Raw genomic sequence first — 21,491 nt, forward strand, 5'->3', positions numbered from 1 at the left:
TAACTAAAAATCTCAACGGATTATTCATCATATGAAATTGTATGCAGTTGGGCAAAAAAAATATCACACTTATTTCTTATCGTATTAATAAAAAAGATTTATTTATACGTTGCTGGGTCAGTTGTGTGGTTGGCTAGAGTGTCTGGTTTGCCTTTTTGAAAAGTACAGTTCAACAAGATAGCGTGCCCAAAGGTAGGAGAAAATACCAATATACATTCCAGCTAAAACATCACTTAAAAAATGCTTATCTAATAGGATTCTAGAGATAGCAATGATAATGGCAAGAATCAGCATTATATTGGCAAAGCTTTTTTTATTCACGACATAACCAAGTGCAAGTAGTCCTGCAAAGTTTAAAGTTACATGTCCTGATGGGAAGCTATTAAATGTTGAATGCATGGAGAGAAAATGAAAGCCATAGAGCCCTTCTGATAAATATAAATCAGGGCGATAGCGCGCAAGAGAAAATTTCAATACGCTGGCAACTGCTAAGGCAATAAAAAGCGCTAAGGTAAATACATAAAGCTTTTGACTATGCTTTTTACGGAAGGCTTTCCAGAGGCTAATTAAAAACACAATGACAAATATCCCTGCCCATGTGTTAGGGTCAGCAATATCGTCTAATAGTTTAAATATGCTATCAATCAAACCACCACTAATGGACATATTCATTGAAATGGCAAGGATTCTATCAACATAGATATAGCTGATGATGCACAGGATAATACAGAGTATTCCATAAGCGATGGTGTTTTTTGCAAGTGTTTGAAAAGACATAATTCACGCTATCCTTTGTGAATGTGTTAAGTTAATCCTGCTGAGTGCTTGGCTTTAAGTCCCAGAGTTTTTCCAGTTGGTAAAAATCGCGCGTCTCTTTTAACATGATGTGAACAATAATATCACCTAAATCAACCAGTACCCAGTCGCTTTTTGATTGTCCCTCAACACCAAGGATGGGGATGTTTTTTGCTTTGATTTCTTGTTGTAGGTTATTTGCTAATGCTTTTGCATGTGTTACAGAGGTGGCTGTACAAACAACGACATAGCTCATCATTTCGGTTAAATGTTCAACATTCATTACACTAATATCTTCGGCTTTAATAGATTCTAGTGCATCAATAGTACTGTCAAGAATAGTTTGTGTTTCCATAAGGTTGTTATAATTATATCAGGCGATTAAACAGGCCTAGAATTCTAGTCTATCTTGTAATCAGGTGCAAGAATATTCAACATATTTTGCGGGTGTTAAAAGCGGTTAAACTATAGAAAGACAGGTAATACCTGAAACATTTTTTCAACCATTGGGACATAGTCTATATCGGTGACAATAATCACAATGGCATCTCCTGATTCAATGATATAGTCATCATGGGCAATCATAATTTGATTATCTCTAACAATGGCGCCGATCATTACCTGTGGTGGCAGATTAAGCCCACGAATACTTTTGCCTACAATAGGAGAGTTATCAGCACTGCCATGAACAACAATTTCCATCGCCTCGGCTTGACCTGCATAAAGCGAATAGATGTTAGTCATATCACCTTTTCTGAGGTAAGTTTGAATCACCCCAATGGTAATTCTTTGTGGGGAAATTGCCCGATCGATTGAGTGAGTATCATCGATCAGTTGGGCATAGCTTAAGCTATTAACAAGTGCGATGGTGCTTTTTGCGCCCATCTTTTTAGCAAGCATCGCTGACATGATATTGGCTTCATCATCATTTGTAACGGCGCAGAATAAATCGGTATCATCAATACTTTCAGCATTTAGAAGCTCAGCATCTGATGCATCGCCTGAAAGAACGGTGGTATGATCTAAAACCTCAGCTGCCAGATGGCATTTTTCATAATTGTTTTCAACAATTTTAACAAAATAATCTTTCTCAAGACGTTTAGCTAAACCGACGCCAATATTCCCGCCACCGGCAATAAAGATTTTTTTAAACTTTGTTTGCTGAGGTTGAAACTCACTTAATATCGCAGGGATATTAATTTTCTCAGCAATAAAAAATACATCATCATGTGCCTGTAAGATCGTATCAGCTCTGACAAGGATATTTTTCTTTTTGCGGTAAATACCAACAATGCGCGCATCGATATCAGGCAGCTCTTGGCGAAATTCTTTGATCGTCATGCCGTTAAGTGGTGAATTCTCAGCAATGGAGCTGCCGGCAAGTTGTAATCGACCATTAGCAAAATCAACAATTTGAAAGCTTCCTGAGTGTTCAACAAGTCGAAGTAGCCTTTGTGTAACTAACTCTGAGGGGTTGATGATAAGATCGATCGGTATATTATCATTATTGAAAATCTGTGGATATTTACCATAGTTTTTATTGCGAAGTCTGGCAATTTTAGTCGGAATTTTAAATAGGCTATAAGAGATTTGGCAGGCAACGATATTCACCTCATCATTGTTGGTTACAGCAATGATCATATCAGCATCACCGGCTCCAGCATCTTCTAGAATGTTCGGATGGGACGCCGAGCCGCAGATTGTCCTGACATCAAAGTGATCTTGAATTCTTCTTAAGCGCACAGCATTTTGATCAATGACGCTGACATCATGTTCTTTTTGCAGTGATTTGGCAAGTGAGCTACCCACTTGACCGGCGCCTAATATAATAATTTTCATGCGAGAACCTAATCGTTTTGTTGTGTTGTAACTCTATGGCTTGCCCATAGCGTTTCTATATGATTTTGATCATAGTTAAAGTATCTTGCAAGTACAAATAACAGATCTGATAGGCGATTTAAGTATTGTAAAATCATCTTGTTTTGTATGATTTCTTTTTGCATCAGCTCTACATAATAGCGCTCAACAGCTCGCGCAGTTGTTCTTGCTTGATGACAAAGCGAAGCTGCTTTCGAGCCACCGGGTAAAATAAACTCTTTAAGTGGGGGCAGCTGATCATTATATCGATCAATCATATCTTCAAGATGTTTGATATCTGCATCCGATATAGAAGGGCTTTCAGGGTAGGATAAATGTCCTCCAATATTAAAAAGCTGATGCTGGATATGTTGCAGTGTTTCATTGATGCTTTTGTTATCACTAAAAGCAACAACAACACCGATGCTTGCATTTAAGCTATCAATCTGCCCAATCATCTCAACCATCGGGTGATGTTTGAAAATACGCTTGTTATCAGAGAGTGCGGTTTGTCCCTGATCACCTGTTTTTGTGTAAACTTTAGAGATGCGATAACCCATACAGTGATTATATTTAAATCTGTCAATAGTATAATTATATCAGCACTCAAGCTATTTTCGGGGTTTAATTGCAAAGAAATTAATGTGCAGCTGTATGATGAAAGTATTGAAAACTCCTTTTCAATATTTAGAACTCAGATTACACTAGTGGCAGATTAAATTCATAGGTACATAGAATGAAACTATTAGATTTCAATGTTGGTATTGATCAGCCCTTTTTTTTGATTGCAGGGCCTTGTGTCATTGAATCAGAAGCGCTAGCAATTGAAACAGCAGGGTATTTAAAAGAGCTCACAGATGATTTGAATATTCCTTTTATCTATAAATCATCATTTGATAAAGCAAATCGCTCGTCAATAGATAGCTTTCGTGGCCCGGGCATTGAAAAAGGGCTTGAGATTTTACAGAAAGTGAAATCTCAAATCAATGTGCCTGTATTAACAGATGTACACGAAGATACGCCACTTAATGAAGTAGCTTCTGTGGTTGATGTGCTACAAACGCCTGCATTTTTGTGCAGACAAACAAACTTTATTGTTAAAGTATGTGAGCAAGGTTTGCCAGTGAATATTAAAAAAGGGCAGTTTCTTGCGCCTTGGGATATGAAACAAGTTGCCAATAAAGCGCTAAGCACAGGTAATAAAGGCATTATGATGTGTGAGCGTGGCGCTAGTTTTGGTTATAATAATCTTGTTTCGGATATGCGCTCATTGGCAGTGATGAGAGAGACAGGCTGTCCTGTTGTTTTTGATGCAACCCATTCAGTGCAATTACCAGGCGGTAAAGGGCATGCTTCAGGGGGGCAAAGAGAATTTGTGCCTACTTTAGCAAGGGCTGCGATGGCCGCAGGTATTTCAGGGATATTTATGGAAACACACCCAAATCCAGATAAAGCATTAAGCGATGGTCCGAATGCATGGCCAATTCAAAAAATGAAGCCATTACTTCAGCAACTTAAAGCAATTGATCAGATTGTAAAATCAACAAAATTGCTGGAAGACACGCTATAATCGTACACAATTGAATTTAGCAAAATTATATTGCTGATTTTTTTATAAAATTCGTTACAATAGTGACGAAATCCCTAGTCTATTTTTAGTTCATGAAAAATAAAAGTCTTATTATAATTGGTGTTGTTGGTGGATCAGGTTCAGGAAAGAGCTTGTTGTCGAACACCATCGTTGAGGAATTAGAGGAAATAGACTCACAAAGAGTCACGGTGCTGTCAGAGGATCATTATTATCGTAATAATAGTCATTTGAGTGCAGAGGAGCTTTCGCTACTTAACTATGACCATCCGGATGCTTTTGAGCACGAGCTTTTGAAATCACAGCTTAAGTCGCTTATTGCAGGGCATGATATTCAGGTGCCTATTTATGATTATTCAACACATAGTCGCTTAAAGGGAGAGTTTCACCCTGTCAGTGCGCAAACTACCGTGCTTATTCTTGAAGGGATTATGTTGTATACAGATAAAGAGCTTAGAGACTTAATGGATATTAAGCTTTTTATGGACACGCCGATGGATGTGTCATTTATCCGCCGTTTATTGCGTGATCAAAAAGAAAGAGGACGCACGGTTGATAGTATTGTTTCTCAATATTTAGAGACGGTCAGACCAATGTTTTTACAGTTTATTGAGCCATCAAAGCGCTATGCAGATATTATTGTGCCGCAGGGCGGGAAGAATAAAATTGCCATTGATATTATTCGCTCGAAAGTCAAAGAGCTGTTAAGGCATTATGACTAATCATTTTTAACCCCAAACAAAAAGACAAATGAAATGATTGCGGTAATTAAAAATAAAATAGCAATTAAATGAATGGCTGACAGCGGGACAAGCATTGCAGCGCCGCCGACAAGCCCTGCAACCAGCATCGACAAACATCCATATAAGCTTCCAACAGCGCCAAGACGGGTTTTAAATGTCACAATAGCAAGTGCGCTACTGGTTGGAAATATCACCCCTGCTGAGAAATTAAAGATCATTACAGCAATCATGATAAAGACAAGATTGTCAGGGAAAATGAATGCTTGAATAATCATTAAGATGCTTGAGAATAAGAAAAGTATTACGCCAATGCGCTGAGAGTTCTCAATGCTAATATATTTCAATGCCATGCCATTTGCAAACATCCCAATCATGATAAATGCCTCTCCAATGGCAAAAACGATAGCATAATTAATCTCGCTTAAACCAAAGTGTTGTTGGAATAAAAAAGCGCTAAGTGATAAATAAGCAATAATAGATGCCATTACACAACTTGAAATGGTTGTATTTTTAATAAATACCTTGTTTTTAATCACCCAGATATAGGTTTGGATAGAGAGCTTTGCTGAGAGCCTTTTGGAAGGGCTTAAAAGCGTTTCAATTAAAAAGTAATAACATAAAACATAACAGCTGACACTTAAGAGTAAAATAAATATAAAATCAGCACGCCAGTGAAAGACATGTGCCAGAAAAGCGCCCACGATGGGTGCTAAAACAGGGGCTAAGAGTGTTCCGATGCCCATAAAAGACATAAACCTTGCATAGGAGGTTTTATCTGGGATAACATCACGTAAGATTACACGTCCCAATGACATGGGTGCAGCCATACCAATTGCTTCAAAGGTTCTGCCGATAATCAGCATTGTAAAGTTGATACTAAAAAGTGTAATACAAGTTCCAAAGATGCTGATGGCAAGACCAGAGAGAAAGATTTTTCTTCGTCCAAATCGCTCTGATAGTGGACCATAGATTAGTTGTGCAAATGCAAAAACAATAAAATAGAAAGTGACACTAAAGGCTAAAATAGAGGCATTGGTGCCAAACTCATCACCAATACTTGGTAAAGAGGGAACATAGATATCTGATACAAAAATACCAAGCATTGAGGTAATTAATATCATCGTAACAAAGATTGCTTTTGCTGATTTTGATGCTTGCATTTCAAGCATAAAACATTCCCCTTATATGTTGGCGTTTTATCTGTTTAACTTAACGTTCATTAAGCTGATTGAACGATCATTCACTCAAAAAGTCATTTGCTCCACATGCTGAGCTAATAGTGATGCATAACTACACTAGCTAAGCTTTAAAATGGTTGTATATTTAAGTGTTTTTTGATCTATGTAGTATCAATTGTAAAATGATTTACAATCATTACAGGAGGAACTATGGTACGTTAAAAAATAGCCTATTGGAACATGAGATTAGCATTTATGGCTAATAAAATGGCAAAAGCTGTTTATAGTTCGTTATAAAAGACCTTAACAACCCTATCTTGAAAAGCTCTAGCATTATTGCGCTGATTCCTTTTTAGGTCATTTAACATAATAGAAAAGCTAACAAGATGATTTTTCTTTGTTAAGAGATAACCTGAAAGCGTAAAGACGCTAGAGAGTGTGCCTGTTTTTGCATGCACACGACCACGAAGTGGACCATTCATGCGATAGGCAAGCGTGCCGTCAGTGGCAGAGGTTGGTAATGCTCGGTAGAACTTTTTGCCAATAGGGCTATTGTATGCTTTGGTAAGAAGATTAACCATAAAATTGGGGGTTACTTTATCTAAGAAAGAGAGCCCAGAGCCATCATCCATTGTAAGTTTTGTGATATCCGCACCATATTTTGTATGCAATGTTTTTTCAACCGCCGCTGTGCCTTTGTCAGTTGAACCAATGCCATAAATATCATAGCCAACCGTCCTTAAAAAGCTCTCAGCATATAAGTTATCTGATTTTAAAAGCATATGCGTTAACATATCATCAATACTCTCTGAGCGATTATCAACAAGAAGATGAAGCTTGCTCTTAGGCAAACTTCCAATTTGAATATCACCAGTATATTGAATGCCGACTTCTTTAACAAAGTCTTTAATGGTATCAAGTGTTTTTAGTGCAGGATTTTTAATGGCAAGATTCATGTAAAATTCAGCTTGCTGAGGCAAACATCCAGTAAGAGAAATTACGTTGTTATCATCCATAACAAGTGAAAAAGGGCAGCTTTTTCTGACCGAGTAAGGGGCTATGGTTGCCGTGTTTTTAAAAGTAATATTGGAGGTGTTGCCAAGTTTTTTAATGCGCGTATCTTTGCTGCCTGATTTGACAATTTTAAAAACAACACAGTTTTTATTCATATTGAGTGTTGATGCCGGTGCAGCAAAGCAGTATTGTGCATCTTCCTTAGACCAGCCTTTAGGGATGTAGCTGCCTGAGAATTTATTGGCTACAACGATAATGCTGCCATTGACACGCTTGATTCCAGCTTGTTTGGCACGAGAAATCAAGTTATATAACGCAGCGCCTGTTAGGCTTGGATCACCTGAAAATTCAATATATAGATTGCCGTTTAAAGTACCGTTAGCATAGTTGCTCTTTTGGTAATAAATGGCAGTTTGAAACTGAAAGTTCTTTGGTAACGCACTAAATGCCCCAATTGCTGTAAATATCTTGTTATTACTAGCAGGGGTAAATGAGCGATTATCAGCATAACGATAGAGCATTTTTCCGGAGTTAACACGCTGCGCAGCAATGCCAATAGAGGCATCCGAAAGGCGGTATTTTTTAACAAGTGCCTGAATTTCCGTGCGTGCTGAGGCAAAGGAAATAGAAAAACTGACAAGTATCAGGGTCAAAATAATATTAATCTTTTTCACAATAATTTTAAATTCTGGCTTGCAGGGGCTTTCATGTGCCTTGATAATATCAAGAATCATAAAAGGTTGTCATTGGTTTTTGATAAATATATGTATAAAGTCCATTTAAATCAAGTTGAGCTGCCAGTATACCTTGGTGTATATGATTTTGAGCAGCAGCAAAAGCAACTTGTTCTTGTTGATATTGAAATAAGATTTTTAGAGATGCCTAAGGGATGTATTTCTGATCAATTAGAAGATGTGATTTGCTATGCTGGGTTGAATGATACGTTGTTAAAAGCAGCAGAGGAAAAGCGTTATCAACTAATTGAACATTTGGCATATGTCCTTTGTGATCGCTTAATGTTGGGACTTAAGTTTCCTGCGGATATCTCTTTGACAGTACACAAAAACCCTCCACTTGATAATATCCATCAAGCAAGTTTTACAATGGAAAGACAATGGCAAATGTAATTTTAGGGCTTGGTAGCAACCTTGGCTATAAGCTTAATTATCTAAGAGAAGCCGCAAGCTATATTGAAAAGGATATTGGTAAGATCAAAAAAATATCCTCTATTTATCAAACAAAGGCGCTTTTACCTGAAGGTGCGCCTGATAGTTGGGATTCAGATTACTATAATTTGGCGCTAGAAGTGCAAACAATGCTTGAGCCTGAGAGTTTGCTTGAGATGATAAAAAGAATTGAATCTAAAATAGGCAGAGACCCAAATCATTTACATTGGTCACCAAGAGAGATTGATATTGATATTTTGAGCTATGATGATCGAGTCTATCAATCAGATACGCTTGTGATTCCGCACAAGTTATTACTAACAAGGCGCTTTGCATTAGAGCCACTTTTGGAAATAGCACCAAATTGGCAGCATCCAGAGTATCCAAAAGACTTGTATTTGGTGTTAAAAGCATTGCCAGAGCTGAAAATAGCACCTTATACACTGACTGGCAGTAAGGTGATGGGTATTATTAATTTATCTAGGGATTCTTTTTCTGAGGATGAAAGTGAGCTTACAAGAAACACGCCGTATTCGATCAAGCGTTTTTTACAAACAATTCAAAGTATGATTGAAGAGGGCGCTGAGGTGATTGATATTGGTGCAGAAAGTACAAAACCAAATGCCACTCCAAAAACAGCCGATGAAGTTTGGTGCTTACTTAAACCGTATTTAGAGGCATTAGATACATATTTAAAAGATAATGCTTTTCCTGTTCCTATTGATATCAGTATTGATACCTATCATGCGAGCGTTGTAAAAAAAGCGCTTAGCTTTCCTTGTGTTCGTATTATTAATGATGTCTATGGATGCGAGCTTGAAGAGATTGCACAGTTGATTAAAAATACTGATATAAAGTATGTTTTTATGCATCAAATGGGCAAAGCAGGGGGAGAGTATGTGCCACAAAAAGACAAAATAGTAGAGAGTGTGATTCATTTTGCTAGAGAGAAGATAAGCCAGCTAGCTCACTTGGGGATAAGTCAAAATCAAATGATTTTTGATGTTGGTATTGGTTTTGGCAAATCACCTTTTCAAACGAATATACTCCTTAATAGTATCAGCGAGATCAAAGCGGCGCTTAGTGTGTCAATTTTAGTAGGTCATTCAAGAAAAAACTCTATCTGTCCATATGTAAAAGAGCGTTCGCTAGAGCAAAAAGATCTCTCAACGGCAATAACAAGCTATATCTTATCACAAGCCAAGGTGGATTATTTGCGTGTTCATAATGTTAATTATAGCGTTATTGCTAATTGGCAAAGGAACCGATCAAGCTTAGTTGGGGGATAGTGCATCAAGTTTCTGCAGTAAAATGGAATTTTTTTCTAGTCATTACTGATGAAATTTTGTTAGAATGTGGCAAATTTGTGGCATTTATAAAAATGAGTATTAAAAAACATGGCATTAGAGCATCTGTTACACCCGACAAATATTAATTGTCAAGACAAGAATAATAAAAGCTCAAAGATTATACTTGAGCCATTAGAGCGTGGTTTTGGCTATACACTAGGGTTCGCATTGAAGCAAATTATGCTACAAGGACTGTCAGGTAGTGCGTTGGCAAAAGTGAAAATTAACAATGGCGTTGATGATGAGACAGCTAAGCTTGCTTGTCATGAAAGTTTGCCTGAGCTTTTATTAAACTTACAAGCAGTTGAGTTTAAGCTAGATGAAGGTGTTACTGAAGGTAGTTTAAGTATTGAGCTTTCTGGTAAATCTGGAGAGGTTTATGCTGGAGATTTAACAGTAAGTGAAGGTGTTGAAGTCCTAAATCCAGAAGTATTTATTTGTGCTTATGAAGGGAAAGGAAAGTTATCAATTGACGCGCTTATCGAGTCAGGTAGCGGATATCGTGCGACAGAAAAAACATTCGATAATGGTTATTTCTTGTTGGATGCTTCTTTTTCTCCAGTTGTGAGCTTCAATTATAATGTTGAAAATGCACGTGTAGCGCAAAAAACAGACCTTGATAAACTTGTGTTGGATGTGCAAACAGATGGCAGTCTTTCTCCTTCTGAGGCGTTAAGTCAGGCAGCGCAAAAGATTCAGACGCAAATGTCTGAAATTGTGGATGAAGATGAACTTGCTGAGCGTATGCATGTTGAGGAAGAGCCTCAAATCGATCCATTCTTATTGAAAACAGTTGAGGAGTTGGATTTAACCGTTCGCTCTGCAAACTGCTTGAAATCTGAAAATCTTCGCTATATTGGTGAGTTGGTACAAAAGACAGAATCAGAGTTAATGAAAACACCTAATTTCGGTAAAAAATCATTAACTGAAATCAAAGAGAAGCTTTCTTCATATGGCTACTCTCTTGGCACAATTGTTGATGATTGGCCAAAAGACTTATTATAAAATTTCACTGATCAGTAATACCTCATATAGCATGAGGTTATCATCTTTGCATATCTTATCAATCACATAACCTAATTATTAGATCCACTATTTAGTCGTGTGAGCTTAGATTGTTATGATATTGTTTCAATCTGTCCATCTTGAGTTGCCATTAGAATGACATCGGCGGGATTTGCGGCAAAGATGCCATTACAGACAACACCAACAATCTGGTTGATTTTATTTTCCATTTGCAGAGGGTTGTCTATTTTAAAGTTGTGAACATCAAGAATGATATTCCCATTATCAGTGGTCACACCTTCTCTATAGGCAGGCTGTCCACCTAGTTTGACAAGCTCTCTTGCCACATAACTTCTGGCTGCTGGAATGACCTCTACAGGGAGTGGGAAACTGCCAAGTTGTCTAACCAATTTGCTTTGATCGATAATACAAATAAATTTTTCACTTGATACTCGGCAGATCTTTTCGCGCGTTAAAGCAGCGCCGCCGCCTTTGATAAGCTCTCGGTATTTATTTGCCTCATCAGCGCCGTCGATATAAATATCCAGTTTATCAATATAATTTAGATCAACGACTTCAAATCCATGCGCTTTGAGTCTTCGTGTACTTTCTTCTGAGCTTGAAACAGTCAGGTTGATTTTTGATTTTATTTTTACCAGTTCATCAATAAAGTAATTCACTGTTGATCCCGTTCCAACACCAACATTCATGCCAGGGGTAATGTATTCAAGCGCTGATTGTGCTACTTTTAATTTCATTTCATCTTGAGAGGGGTGAGCGTTTTTTTTAAACAACATAACATTTCTTTGGGTATGATTTCTCGCAAGAAATATTGTGTCATATCTTTACAATAAAGATCAAATAGAATATTGACTTAACGGTAAAGAAGCATTGGTGAGAGATAACTATTGCATGATTATTTGCTATATTGTAATTTGCACATGAGATGAAATAAAACGATAAAGAGGTTGATTGATGGTAGTGGTATTAATTGTTATTTTGGTTCTGATAGCGCTGGCTTTAGGCTCTTTGTTTCTATGGCCCAATAAAACACTAAGATATTTAATGCAGGTTAAAAGTCGTCAGCGTTATATGTGTAACTTTCACCATGTTAATTATGTGCCAGAAAACACCTCTGCCATTGTCATTAGTAATAAAGTAAATTTGTTCTTAGCAACCTTGTTAAGACAAATAGCAAAACAAAAAGTCACAGTGATTCTAGAATACAAAAACCCACCTGATAAATTAACGAGTTTTTTGTTAAAAAGGGCAGGCATTGATATTCTAGCGCAACGCTTTATGGGCTCGTGGTCCAAAGAGGGTATTTTGCTTTGTGATCAAAATGATTATGCTGAAGCCGCAAAACTACACCATCATATTATTCCACTTCAAGTCTGCGGGTTTGAATGTATTAAATACAACAAAGGTAAAAATGTACCACAATGGCTTCATCTGGGTTTTTTTGATCCTATCTCACAGAATATGGGAGATAAGGAGCTAAAGGATCATTTGGCAGCTAAAAATATCTATGCATGGGAGCGTTATATTTCTCTTATGCCTGCCATTCCTGAGGTATGGATCAAGCAGGCAAAAGCAAGAAAGGGAAAAAAAGTTATTGCTGATTCTACTGGGGTTGAGCTTAGCTCTGAGCGGATGCTTGTTGGCACGTTAGCATTGTCACAGACGATTGAACCTTTACTTCGTGAACAAGAGCGTGTCGGAATCTGCTTGCCACCTAGCGTTGGCGGATCTATGGCGATGATGTGTGCTTTTATTTTAGGTAAAACCATTGTCAATTTGAATTATACTGCCTCGCAAAAAGCATTAGATGCAGCCATTAATGAATCCAATATCAAAACGATTATTACATCGGGGCGCTTTATTGAGCAACTCAAGAAAAAAGGGTTTTTTCTTGAAGAAGTATTTAGTCAGAGTAATATTATTCTTTTAGAGGATATCAAGCAGCAAATAGATAAATTCACGCTTATTAAGTTTCTTTTAACGGTTAAGCTATCAAGTGCAGAGAGTTTGATTCGTAAGTATGTAAAACATGTCTCAACGGAGCATACAGCCGCAATTTTGTTTAGTAGCGGTAGTGAGGGAAAACCAAAAGGGGTGATGCTGAGTCATAAAAATATTTTGGGTAATATTAAGCAATCAATGATTATTCTTGGCGCAAAATCAGATGATTCTATCTTAAGTATCTTGCCTATTTTTCATGCCTTTGGTATGACAGCGACAACGCTTTTGCCACTACTGGAAGGGGTGTTTATGATTTGCCATCCAGATCCAACAGATGCACAAGTTTTAGGTGAGCTTGCAGAAAAATATAAACCCACTATCTTATGTGGAACTTCTACTTTCTTTAGGATGTATTCTCGCTCAAGGCAGCTAGCATCTGAGCAGTTCTCGTCACTTAATTTCGTTGTGGCAGGTGCAGAGAAGTTACTGCCTGAAGTGAGAGCCATGTTTGAGAAAAAGTTTAATAAGGTCATTTATGAAGGTTATGGCACAACAGAGCTATCTCCTGTGGCCTCAGTCAATCAGCCAGATGAAGATGGCAGAATCAATAATAAAATAGGCACAGTTGGCAGCTCTGTCTTGGGTGGCCGATTTATGATTATTGACCCAGATACAAAAGAAGAGTTGCCAGTTGGGGAAGCCGGAATGATCACTTTTGGTGGGGTGAATGTTATGCAAGGGTATTTGCATAATATAGAGAAAACAGATGAGGTGATTTTTAAGCGAAATCGTATTCGTTGGTATCAAACAGGTGATAAAGGCTCACTGGATGAAGAGGGTTATTTAACCATTCTTGATCGTTACTCTCGTTTTGCTAAGTTAGGCGGTGAGATGGTGAGCCTATCTGCTGTTGAAAGTGAGATTATTCAGCTTTTAGGCGTTGATGATGAGGAAGCTGAAGTGCTTGCAGTGTCAACACCAGATATTAAAAAAGGGGAAAAAATCTCCTTGCTATATACTATGGATAGAGATGCAGAAGAACTAAGATCGCTTGTTAAATCTTCTGGTATGAATAACCTTTTAAAACCTCAAGCATTTTTCAAAGTAGAGAGTATTCCTAAGCTTGGCTCTGGAAAAACAGATTTTGCAGCAGCTAAAACATTAACACTTGAGCTATTGAAGCAAGCTGATGCATAATCATAGAGAAAAAGAAATCTTAGAAGGCACTTAATGCATTTGGCGTACCAAGTCCTGTAACAAGATCATATCCTTTTCCTGCGCTTTCGCCAAGTTGGTTGTCCCCAGAGGTAACATCATAAATATTATTGATATTTTGAGCTGAGTAGAGCTTTCCAAGTAGCGCGTTTGTGCTTTGTGAAACACCTTGAGAGGCAATCATTGCAGCAAGGAGAGGGGCTGCCTCACTGGTGCCACCAATACCGATCCACTTTCCTTGAGAATAAATAGCAATTGGGCTTTTTACCTCATCGGCATTTGCCGAAATATCAGGTGTGCCACGCTTCCCATTTACAATGGAATTGACTTGCTGGTTTGATGATTGATAGGATGGTTCAGGTTCATATTGACTGGTGCCGCCACTTCCACCTCCTTTCCCAGGTTGATCTCCGCCACCATCATCCCAAGCAATTTGTGAAACCTCAGCATTTGAGCGAACGATTGCAGTGCCGCCTGCGGCAACAACATTGGGTGAGGTAGCAGGATAGCCAGACTGCCTGCCATCATCGCCTGTTGAGGCAACATATACAACATTAGGCGTGGTAAAATCATTATCTTGTTGACTGTCAGCGCTTGTTTCTTGACCGCCCCAGCTCATGGAAACGACACCGCCTCCAGCTTGTGATACAAGATCTGAAGCTTTCTGAACGGCAGCGTACAGATCACTATCATTTGCACTTGCTGCCTCGACAAGGATAATATGTGCCTGTGGCAGAAGTGCATGTACAGATTGAACATCAAGGTCAATTTCATCACTCCATCCAAGGTCCTGAATATTTGAAGTCATGGGGACGATTTGAATTTGTGTGCTAGGTAAATTAAATTCTTTGGAGTAAGTATCGAGATTGGCTTGTACGTTTGAGTCACTGCCAGCATCTACAATTGCTACTGTTTGTCCTTTTCCTAAATTGGATGTTGTTGTTACTTTAAGCGGATTACAATCTGACGTTTGACGGGGAACCAAATTATAGACACAGGCTAATGATGCGGGTGTCTCAGCATTTTTACCGTTGGAAATCTGTACAGGATCAGGTGCAGTCACTGCTTGTGTTTTTGCCACTGCAATTTGTGGCTTTTTTACATTTTGCACCAGCTCAATGTTTGTATGTGCATACTGTGTGTTTGCACTGTTTTCTGTACTATAGAGTGATGTTGCACCTGAAGCTTGTGCTTGGGATTGGTTGCTTCCAGAAAAATCAGATGCCGGCTCATAAACCTCAACACCGTTTACTGTTTTCGTGCGCCCACCATTTGTGTGAGTGGTAACACCTGTTGCATAAGCTGTGCTCATTCCCATTATTGCTGCTACGGAAGATAGCATAATATATTTTACTTTCATAGATAACCTCTTCTATATTAAATTGTTTAGCGACGCATTAACCAGTTTACGCCGATATTTTTCCCTTTGTATGTTTCAGTATGGTATCAGTGAGTATTATTTTTGATACATAAGAGGCTTTGTGTAACAATTTTGATACATGAAATGTCGCTGAGCTTAATAAGTTTGAATGCTATGAAGCAGTTTGAAAGCGAGCTGTATGCTATTTAAAAAGTACTGGAATTGGCTTGTTCCCAGTATTTTTTATATTGCTCTGGGAGCGTATCTTTATTTAGGAAGGAGTCTTTTTGAACATAGTGGTAGACTTCATCAAGAGATTTAACACTTTGCTCATCGATTCTACGCATAACACGAGAGGGGGTAAGCTCTGCTGGATCTTTTAATCCCATTGCACCCACAATCTCTGTGAAACTTTTAACAGTAGCCTTATGAAAACGATATACGCGCTCTTTTTTATCATCGATATCAAGTGCGCGATACAGGCGTGGATTTTGAGTGGCAACACCAGTAGGGCAGGTATTTCTATCGCATTGTTTTGATTGAATACAGCCTAAAGAGAGCATCATTGCTCGAGCGCTATTAATTAAATCAGCGCCAAGGGCAATTCTTTTTACAATATCAAAACCATTGGCAGTTTTTCCACTGGCAATGATTTTAATATGCTCACGAATGCCAGAGCCAACCAGTGCATTGTGAACAAATGCAATTGCATCCTCAAGCGGCACACCAATGTAGTTGACATACTCTTCAGGTGCTGCGCCCGTTCCACCTTCGGCACCATCAACTGTAATAAAATCAGGATAAATCTGCGTTTTAATCATTGCTTTACAAATAGCAAAAAACTCTGTTTTTCGACCAATACATAGTTTAAATCCAATCGGTTTGCCACCGGAGAGTTCTCTTAGTTTTTGAATAAATTGACATAAGGTCTCTGGAGAGTTAAAAGCGGTGTGAGCAGGCGGAGATAAGACATCCTCTCCCATTGGCACATCACGGATTTTGGCAATTTCAGGGGTTAGCTTCTCTTTAGGTAAAACCCCACCATGCGCAGGCTTTGCACCTTGTGAAAGTTTAATCTCGATCATTTTAATCTCATCAAGGGCCGCTTGCTTTTGAAACTTTTCAGGACAAAACTTTCCTTCTTTTGTACGAAAGCCAAAATAGCCTGTCCCAATTTGCAAGGTAATATCACCACCTTGAAGATGGAATTTAGTTAGGCCGCCTTCGCCTGTGTTGTGGCAAAATCCGCCAAGTTTCGCACCTTTATTTAGCGCAATAATGGCATTTTTAGACAGCGCTCCATAGCTCATGGCAGAGATATTCAAGCAAGATGCAAGATAGGGTTTTGTGCACTGATGGTTACCAATATGAATGCGAGGGTTGACATCTTTTGGGTGAACGGGAGAGAGTGAGTGCAATACCCACTCATATCCGGGCTTGGTAATGTCTCTTTCTGTACCAAATGGTAGGGTATCTTCAAGGCCTTTAGCGCGTTCATAAATTAACGTTCTGGTTTGTCTGTCAAAGGGTCTTTCACTTTCATCTGTAGCAATAAAATATTGCTGAATTTCAGGGCGGAAAAACTCAAGAATAAAGCGCATATGACCCAGAATAGGGAAGTTTCTTAGAATAGTGTGCTTTTTTTGAGTGACATCATAAATGGCAACAAGTGCAAGCAAAATTAAAAATATCGCGATCATATGCATGCTATGCCATAGCGTTAAGATGCCAAGGATAATGAGTAGAACAATACCAAATCCGATATACCACTTTCTTCGCTCTGAAATGTGAAACATGATTGTAATTTTCCTTCTTTAGAGATAGTCACATTTACAGATGATAGTGATTTGCGAGGAAAACTCAAATAAGACAGGCAGTTATTATGTGAAAGCACCTTCCTCTTTGCTTCAGCGTGGATAGCAAAAAATAATGATCTCTGGATGTGATGTTGTCTATTGTACATTAGGAAAATATAAAGGCAGCGTGTTATTGATAGCAAAATGATGGAATGAATAAAACAGATTTATTTCTTTAGCGTGCACGACGAGCTATGGTAAAATACGCAGTACCTTTTTGATAATAATTTTACAAAAGTGCCGGAGTAAAAGAAAATGAATGAAAGATTTGAAATTAACGTAGGCTTGGCTGAGATGCTAAAAGGCGGCGTGATTATGGATGTTGTGACAGCTGAACAGGCTAAAATTGCTGAAAAATCTGGCGCGGTTGCTGTGATGGCATTGGAAAGAGTACCTGCGGATATTCGACAAGACGGTGGTGTGGCCAGAATGTCTGACCCACGTTTAATTAAGGAAATTCAAGATGCTGTTAGCATTCCTGTTATGGCAAAGGTACGTATTGGTCACTTTGTTGAAGCGCAGATTTTAGAGGCGCTTGGTATTGACTTTATTGATGAAAGTGAGGTCTTAACGCCAGCGGATGATGCAAATCATATCTATAAGCATGATTTTAAAGTTCCTTTCGTTTGCGGTTGTAGTAATCTTGGTGAAGCGCTTCGCAGAATTGGCGAGGGAGCTGCGCTTATTCGCACAAAAGGTGAAGCAGGAACAGGTGATGTTATCCAAGCGGTTAAGCAAATGCGTTTAATCAATAAGCAAATGAAAGAAGTGCAACAAGCGGATAAAAGTGAGCTTATGGCGATCGCTAAAAACTTAGCGGCACCATTTAATCTTGTAGAATATGTTCATGCACATGGTAAACTGCCAGTGCCGAACTTCTCTGCCGGCGGCATTGCAACACCAGCAGATGCAGCCATGATGATGCAACTTGGTGCTGAAACGGTATTTGTTGGCTCTGGGATATTTAAATCATCTAATCCTGAAAAGCGCGCAGAGGCAATTGTAAGCGCAGCAACACATTACAATGATCCACATATGTTGGCAAAAGTTTCTGAAAACTTAGGTGCGCCAATGACTGGAATTAACTGTGATTCACTTTTACCGCATGAGATATTCTCTGACAGGGCTGATGCATAAATGAAAACAGTTGGTGTCTTAGCGCTTCAAGGCGCTTATCATGCACATCAAAAGAAAATCCAATCACTTGGCTATGAGTGTATATTAATCAAAACTTTAGCTGAACTTGAGTCGGTGGATGCGCTTATATTGCCAGGTGGTGAAAGTACCGCGATGAGCTATCTTTTGAAAAAGGATGGTCTTTGGGAGAGGTTACAAAAAAGGGTGCTAGAGGTGCCTGTTTTGGCAACTTGTGCAGGGGTTATCTTGCTTCAATCACTTGGTGCGTTTGATATCGATGTCATTAGAAATGGTTATGGTCCGCAACTAGCAAGTGGCATATTTCCACTTGAGTCTTGCGTGGATGGAAAAGCGATAAGGCTAGATGGTTTTTTCATTCGCGCGCCAATTATTGATCGCATTAAGGATGACTCCATCACAACGCTTGCCAGTTATCAAAATAAGCCGGTATTAATTCAAAAAAATAAGATGATTGCGGCCACGTTTCACCCCGAGTTATCGGATAGTAGTTTTGTTCATAAGCTTTTCTGCCAGCAATTTAAAGTATCTAGTTGAGCTGAACTATAATGCGTAAAACTACTTCATTTTTATACCTTTACTGTAAGTAAAAATCATATTTTACTTGGAGTCTGACTGTAGTTTTAAACTCTGACAGGTTTGACAAAAAAAAGTGTTTCGTTGTGCAATCACTTCAGCTGTAATAGGTGTGTTGCAAATCTTGCATGGCTTATTTTTTCGCCCATATACATGTAATGACTGAGAAAAATATCCCGGTTTCCCTTCTGCGTTTTTATAATCTTTCAAGGTGGTGCCACCTTCAGCAATTGCCTTTTTTAAAGTCTTTTTAATCTTACAAACTAAGGCATTATAATCATTCAAAGTTAGACAATTTGCTTTTTTATTGGGGTGGATTTTAGCTAAAAATAAGCTCTCACAGGCATAGATATTGCCAACGCCTACCACGATTTGATTGCTCATAATCGCAGTTTTAATGCTTTGTTTTTTATGCGCTAATTTTTGTTGCAGATAGTTGCTGTTAAAATCAGAAGATAAAGGCTCTGGACCATAGTTTTTAAAACATGGATGTTCAAGAGGGTTATTGTCAGTCATAATCCAGTAGCCAAAGCGTCTAGGGTCATTGTAAAAAAGGGTAGTATTATTATCTAGCTTTAGCACAATATGATCGTGTTTTTGATGATAATATTGATCAGAGTCATTGACTTGTAAAGAGCCAGACATCCCTAGATGAATAATGGTGGATATATTGTTATCCAAAGAAAGAATTAAATGTTTCCCACGGCGAGATACTGAAAGAATTTCTCTCCCTTGTAGCTTTTGTTTGAGCAAAGGGTCAATCGGATATCTTAAGTTTTGCCGATGGGGGGTTGCTGAGAGAATTTTTGTATTAAGAATATGATTTTGAATACCATTTTTAACTGTTTCAACTTCAGGTAATTCAGGCATTTTTGGCTTCGTCTTCTTGCTCGTAAGAAAGTGAAACAAGCTTATTATTAACAAATTTCATTTTGGTTTCTGTTTCAACAGTTCCTGTTAGCGTCTTATACTTTAAGTAGGTTTTAGTAGTGCGCGTATGCGTTGAAAATGGCTTTCCACAGGCTTTTTGTACTTGCTCGGCACTCATTCCAAGTGTGATATTGGTATCATTACAGGAAATGGTTGCAGAGGTTGCAGCAAATCCTGTTGAAATCAATGTGATGCTTGCAAGGGCAATTGGAATAATCTTTTTCATATGTATCTCTCCATATTACTTTGAGGTTTAGCAAAAACTTTTTCAGCTGGAAAAGGGTATCTTCAAGCGTATGAAAAAATATGTGCTTTTTCAATACAACACTATTAAAAATAGAAGAAAAATTTATTCAAAACAGGTGAAAGTAGTGATTTCATTAATAATGAATGAGCGCTTAACCACGCTTCATAATATTGAAAAACTCATTGTTTGAGCGAGTTTTTTTCAGGCGTTCGGTTAAGAACTCCATTGCTTGGGTATCTTCCATTTCATGCAATATCTTACGTAAAATCCATAGTTTTTGCAGCTCTTCTTGACTGGTGAGTAGCTCTTCACGACGTGTACCAGAGCGTGCAAAACTAATTGCAGGGTAAACACGTTTCTCTGAGATCTTGCGATCAAGGTGAAGCTCCATGTTTCCTGTTCCTTTAAACTCCTCAAAAATAACCTCATCCATTTTCGAGCCAGTTTCTACAAGTGCTGTCGCAATGATCGTTAAGCTACCACCTTCAGCAGTATTTCTTGCCGCACCAAAAAAGCGCTTTGGTTTTTGAAGTGCGTTGGCTTCAACACCACCTGATAATACCCGTCCCGAGGCAGGAGAGACAGTATTGTATGCACGTGCTAGACGTGTAATTGAATCAAGCAAGATAACGACATCTTGCTTGTGCTCAACAAGGCGCTTGGCCTTTTCAATAACAATTTCAGCTAACTGCACATGCCTTGCTGCAGGCTCATCAAATGTGCTGGCAACTACTTCTCCACGCACAGAGCGCTGCATTTCTGTTACTTCCTCAGGTCTTTCATCAATTAAAAGGACAATCAAATAGCATTCAGGGTAGCGTTTGGCAATGGATGAGGCAATGTTTTGCATCATAATCGTCTTACCTGTTTTAGGCGGAGCAACGATTAATCCACGTTGTCCTTTACCAAAAGGAGCTGCTAAATCAATGACGCGAGCTGTGATATCTTCGCTTGTGCCATTGCCAATCTCCATAGAAAGGCGCTCTTTAGCATATTCAGGTGTCAAGTTTTCAAAAAGGACTTTGGTTCTTGCAAGCTCTGGTGAGTCGAAGTTAACACTATCAATATGTTTAACTGCAAAGTAGCGCTCATTATCTTTAGGTGGGCGAATTTTGCCAACAATACTATCGCCAGTGCGTAGATTCAATTTGCGAATAAAAGTAGGGGAAACATAAATATCATCAGGAGAGGCAAAATAAGAAGTATCAGAAGAACGCAAAAAGCCATAGCCGTCCTGTAAAACCTCAAGTACGCCCTCGCCGTAGATATCTTCGCCTTTATCGGCATGTTCTTTTAAGATGTTGAAGATAATCTCTTGCTTTCGGGCTCTGGCGGTGGCTTCCAAACCAAGTGCTTGGGAGAGTTCCATTAATTCAGGGATAGACTTATTTTTTAGATCCGTTAGATTCATTCAGTTTTCTCTTTAATTTAAAATGACGGGAATACAGCCAATGTCATGAGGATAAAGGTGTATAAGTTAAGAATATGATTGAAT

General features: G+C 38.5%; 20 protein-coding genes. 8 read left to right on the plus strand and 12 right to left on the minus strand.

Annotation, left to right across the window (positions count from 1 at the left end; all coding sequences use genetic code 11):
- Window positions 1–117 precede the first annotated feature (117 nt).
- The 4 genes from A37Q_RS0111550 to A37Q_RS0111565 form a co-directional block, all read right to left on the minus strand.
- Entirely contained in the window at window positions 118–777 is a 660-nt protein-coding gene (locus A37Q_RS0111550) for a phosphatase PAP2 family protein (RefSeq protein ID WP_018300435.1), read from the minus strand.
- 31 nt (window positions 778–808) lie between these two features.
- On the minus strand, window positions 809–1,150 hold the full coding sequence (rsfS, locus tag A37Q_RS0111555; RefSeq protein ID WP_018300436.1) for a ribosome silencing factor: 342 nt from the start codon (window positions 1,148–1,150) through the stop codon (window positions 809–811).
- A gap of 110 nt (window positions 1,151–1,260) precedes the next feature.
- Window positions 1,261–2,634 (minus strand): Trk system potassium transporter TrkA, encoded by a 1,374-nt coding sequence (trkA, locus tag A37Q_RS0111560; protein ID WP_018300437.1) that lies wholly within the window; start codon window positions 2,632–2,634, stop codon window positions 1,261–1,263.
- Window positions 2,635–2,642: 8 nt separating this feature from the next.
- Complete coding sequence (locus tag A37Q_RS0111565) at window positions 2,643–3,212, minus strand: cob(I)yrinic acid a,c-diamide adenosyltransferase (RefSeq protein ID WP_018300438.1); 570 nt, start codon at window positions 3,210–3,212, stop codon at window positions 2,643–2,645.
- Window positions 3,213–3,388: 176 nt separating this feature from the next.
- Between A37Q_RS0111565 and kdsA the strand changes: the two genes are divergently transcribed.
- Together kdsA and udk are read left to right on the plus strand one after the other, a co-directional pair.
- The gene (gene kdsA, locus A37Q_RS0111570; protein ID WP_018300439.1) at window positions 3,389–4,222 is read left to right on the plus strand and encodes a 3-deoxy-8-phosphooctulonate synthase; all 834 of its coding nucleotides are present in this window, start codon (window positions 3,389–3,391) and stop codon (window positions 4,220–4,222) included.
- Between the two features lie 92 nt (window positions 4,223–4,314).
- Complete coding sequence (udk, locus tag A37Q_RS0111575) at window positions 4,315–4,962, plus strand: uridine kinase (protein ID WP_018300440.1); 648 nt, start codon at window positions 4,315–4,317, stop codon at window positions 4,960–4,962.
- On the opposite strand, the gene A37Q_RS0111580 is transcribed toward udk, so the two are convergent.
- Together A37Q_RS0111580 and dacB are read right to left on the minus strand one after the other, a co-directional pair.
- A complete protein-coding gene (locus A37Q_RS0111580) occupies window positions 4,959–6,152 on the minus strand; it encodes a multidrug effflux MFS transporter (protein ID WP_018300441.1) in 1,194 nt (397 codons plus the stop codon). The two genes, udk and A37Q_RS0111580, sit on opposite strands and share 4 nt — an antisense overlap.
- Window positions 6,153–6,442: 290 nt before the next feature.
- Window positions 6,443–7,909 carry a D-alanyl-D-alanine carboxypeptidase/D-alanyl-D-alanine endopeptidase gene (gene dacB / locus A37Q_RS0111585; protein ID WP_018300442.1) on the minus strand — a complete coding sequence of 489 codons (1,467 nt, stop codon included), beginning with the start codon at window positions 7,907–7,909 and terminating at the stop codon, window positions 6,443–6,445.
- Between the two features lie 30 nt (window positions 7,910–7,939).
- On the opposite strand from dacB, the gene A37Q_RS0111590 reads away from it, so the two are divergent.
- The 3 genes from A37Q_RS0111590 (at window position 7,940) to A37Q_RS0111600 (ending at window position 10,695) form a co-directional block, all read left to right on the plus strand.
- A complete protein-coding gene (locus tag A37Q_RS0111590; RefSeq protein WP_018300443.1) occupies window positions 7,940–8,302 on the plus strand; it encodes a dihydroneopterin aldolase in 363 nt (120 codons plus the stop codon).
- Window positions 8,290–9,630 carry a dihydropteroate synthase gene (gene folP / locus A37Q_RS0111595; RefSeq protein ID WP_018300444.1) on the plus strand — a complete coding sequence of 447 codons (1,341 nt, stop codon included), beginning with the start codon at window positions 8,290–8,292 and terminating at the stop codon, window positions 9,628–9,630. Before A37Q_RS0111590 ends, folP begins: the two co-directional genes overlap by 13 nt.
- Window positions 9,631–9,738: 108 nt before the next feature.
- Window positions 9,739–10,695 (plus strand): DNA-directed RNA polymerase subunit alpha, encoded by a 957-nt coding sequence (locus tag A37Q_RS0111600; protein WP_018300445.1) that lies wholly within the window; start codon window positions 9,739–9,741, stop codon window positions 10,693–10,695.
- A gap of 113 nt (window positions 10,696–10,808) precedes the next feature.
- On the opposite strand, the gene rpiA is transcribed toward A37Q_RS0111600, so the two are convergent.
- Window positions 10,809–11,492 (minus strand): ribose-5-phosphate isomerase RpiA, encoded by a 684-nt coding sequence (rpiA, locus tag A37Q_RS0111605; RefSeq protein ID WP_018300446.1) that lies wholly within the window; start codon window positions 11,490–11,492, stop codon window positions 10,809–10,811.
- A gap of 178 nt (window positions 11,493–11,670) precedes the next feature.
- On the opposite strand from rpiA, the gene A37Q_RS0111610 reads away from it, so the two are divergent.
- Window positions 11,671–13,854, plus strand: coding sequence for an AMP-binding protein (locus A37Q_RS0111610; RefSeq protein WP_018300447.1), 2,184 nt, complete (start codon window positions 11,671–11,673; stop codon window positions 13,852–13,854).
- A 19-nt stretch (window positions 13,855–13,873) separates the two neighbouring features.
- On the opposite strand, the gene A37Q_RS15375 is transcribed toward A37Q_RS0111610, so the two are convergent.
- Together A37Q_RS15375 and A37Q_RS0111620 are read right to left on the minus strand one after the other, a co-directional pair.
- Window positions 13,874–15,232 (minus strand): S53 family peptidase, encoded by a 1,359-nt coding sequence (locus tag A37Q_RS15375; protein WP_018300448.1) that lies wholly within the window; start codon window positions 15,230–15,232, stop codon window positions 13,874–13,876.
- 206 nt (window positions 15,233–15,438) lie between these two features.
- The gene (locus A37Q_RS0111620) at window positions 15,439–17,028 is read right to left on the minus strand and encodes an FMN-binding glutamate synthase family protein (RefSeq protein ID WP_018300449.1); all 1,590 of its coding nucleotides are present in this window, start codon (window positions 17,026–17,028) and stop codon (window positions 15,439–15,441) included.
- A gap of 315 nt (window positions 17,029–17,343) precedes the next feature.
- Between A37Q_RS0111620 and pdxS the strand changes: the two genes are divergently transcribed.
- Together pdxS and pdxT are read left to right on the plus strand one after the other, a co-directional pair.
- Entirely contained in the window at window positions 17,344–18,225 is an 882-nt protein-coding gene (gene pdxS, locus A37Q_RS0111625) for a pyridoxal 5'-phosphate synthase lyase subunit PdxS (RefSeq protein ID WP_018300450.1), read from the plus strand.
- Window positions 18,226–18,780 carry a pyridoxal 5'-phosphate synthase glutaminase subunit PdxT gene (gene pdxT / locus A37Q_RS0111630; RefSeq protein WP_018300451.1) on the plus strand — a complete coding sequence of 185 codons (555 nt, stop codon included), beginning with the start codon at window positions 18,226–18,228 and terminating at the stop codon, window positions 18,778–18,780.
- Window positions 18,781–18,843: 63 nt separating this feature from the next.
- On the opposite strand, the gene mutM is transcribed toward pdxT, so the two are convergent.
- The 3 genes from mutM to rho form a co-directional block, all read right to left on the minus strand.
- Window positions 18,844–19,689 carry a bifunctional DNA-formamidopyrimidine glycosylase/DNA-(apurinic or apyrimidinic site) lyase gene (gene mutM, locus A37Q_RS0111635; protein ID WP_018300452.1) on the minus strand — a complete coding sequence of 282 codons (846 nt, stop codon included), beginning with the start codon at window positions 19,687–19,689 and terminating at the stop codon, window positions 18,844–18,846.
- On the minus strand, window positions 19,682–19,975 hold the full coding sequence (locus A37Q_RS0111640; RefSeq protein WP_018300453.1) for a DUF2845 domain-containing protein: 294 nt from the start codon (window positions 19,973–19,975) through the stop codon (window positions 19,682–19,684). Before A37Q_RS0111640 ends, mutM begins: the two co-directional genes overlap by 8 nt.
- A 172-nt stretch (window positions 19,976–20,147) precedes the next feature.
- A complete protein-coding gene (rho, locus tag A37Q_RS0111650; RefSeq protein ID WP_018300454.1) occupies window positions 20,148–21,407 on the minus strand; it encodes a transcription termination factor Rho in 1,260 nt (419 codons plus the stop codon).
- Between the last annotated feature and the right edge of the window lie 84 nt (window positions 21,408–21,491).

The sequence above is a fragment of the Fangia hongkongensis FSC776 = DSM 21703 genome (assembly GCF_000379445.1).
Classification (GTDB): Bacteria; Pseudomonadota; Gammaproteobacteria; order Francisellales; family Francisellaceae; genus Fangia; species Fangia hongkongensis.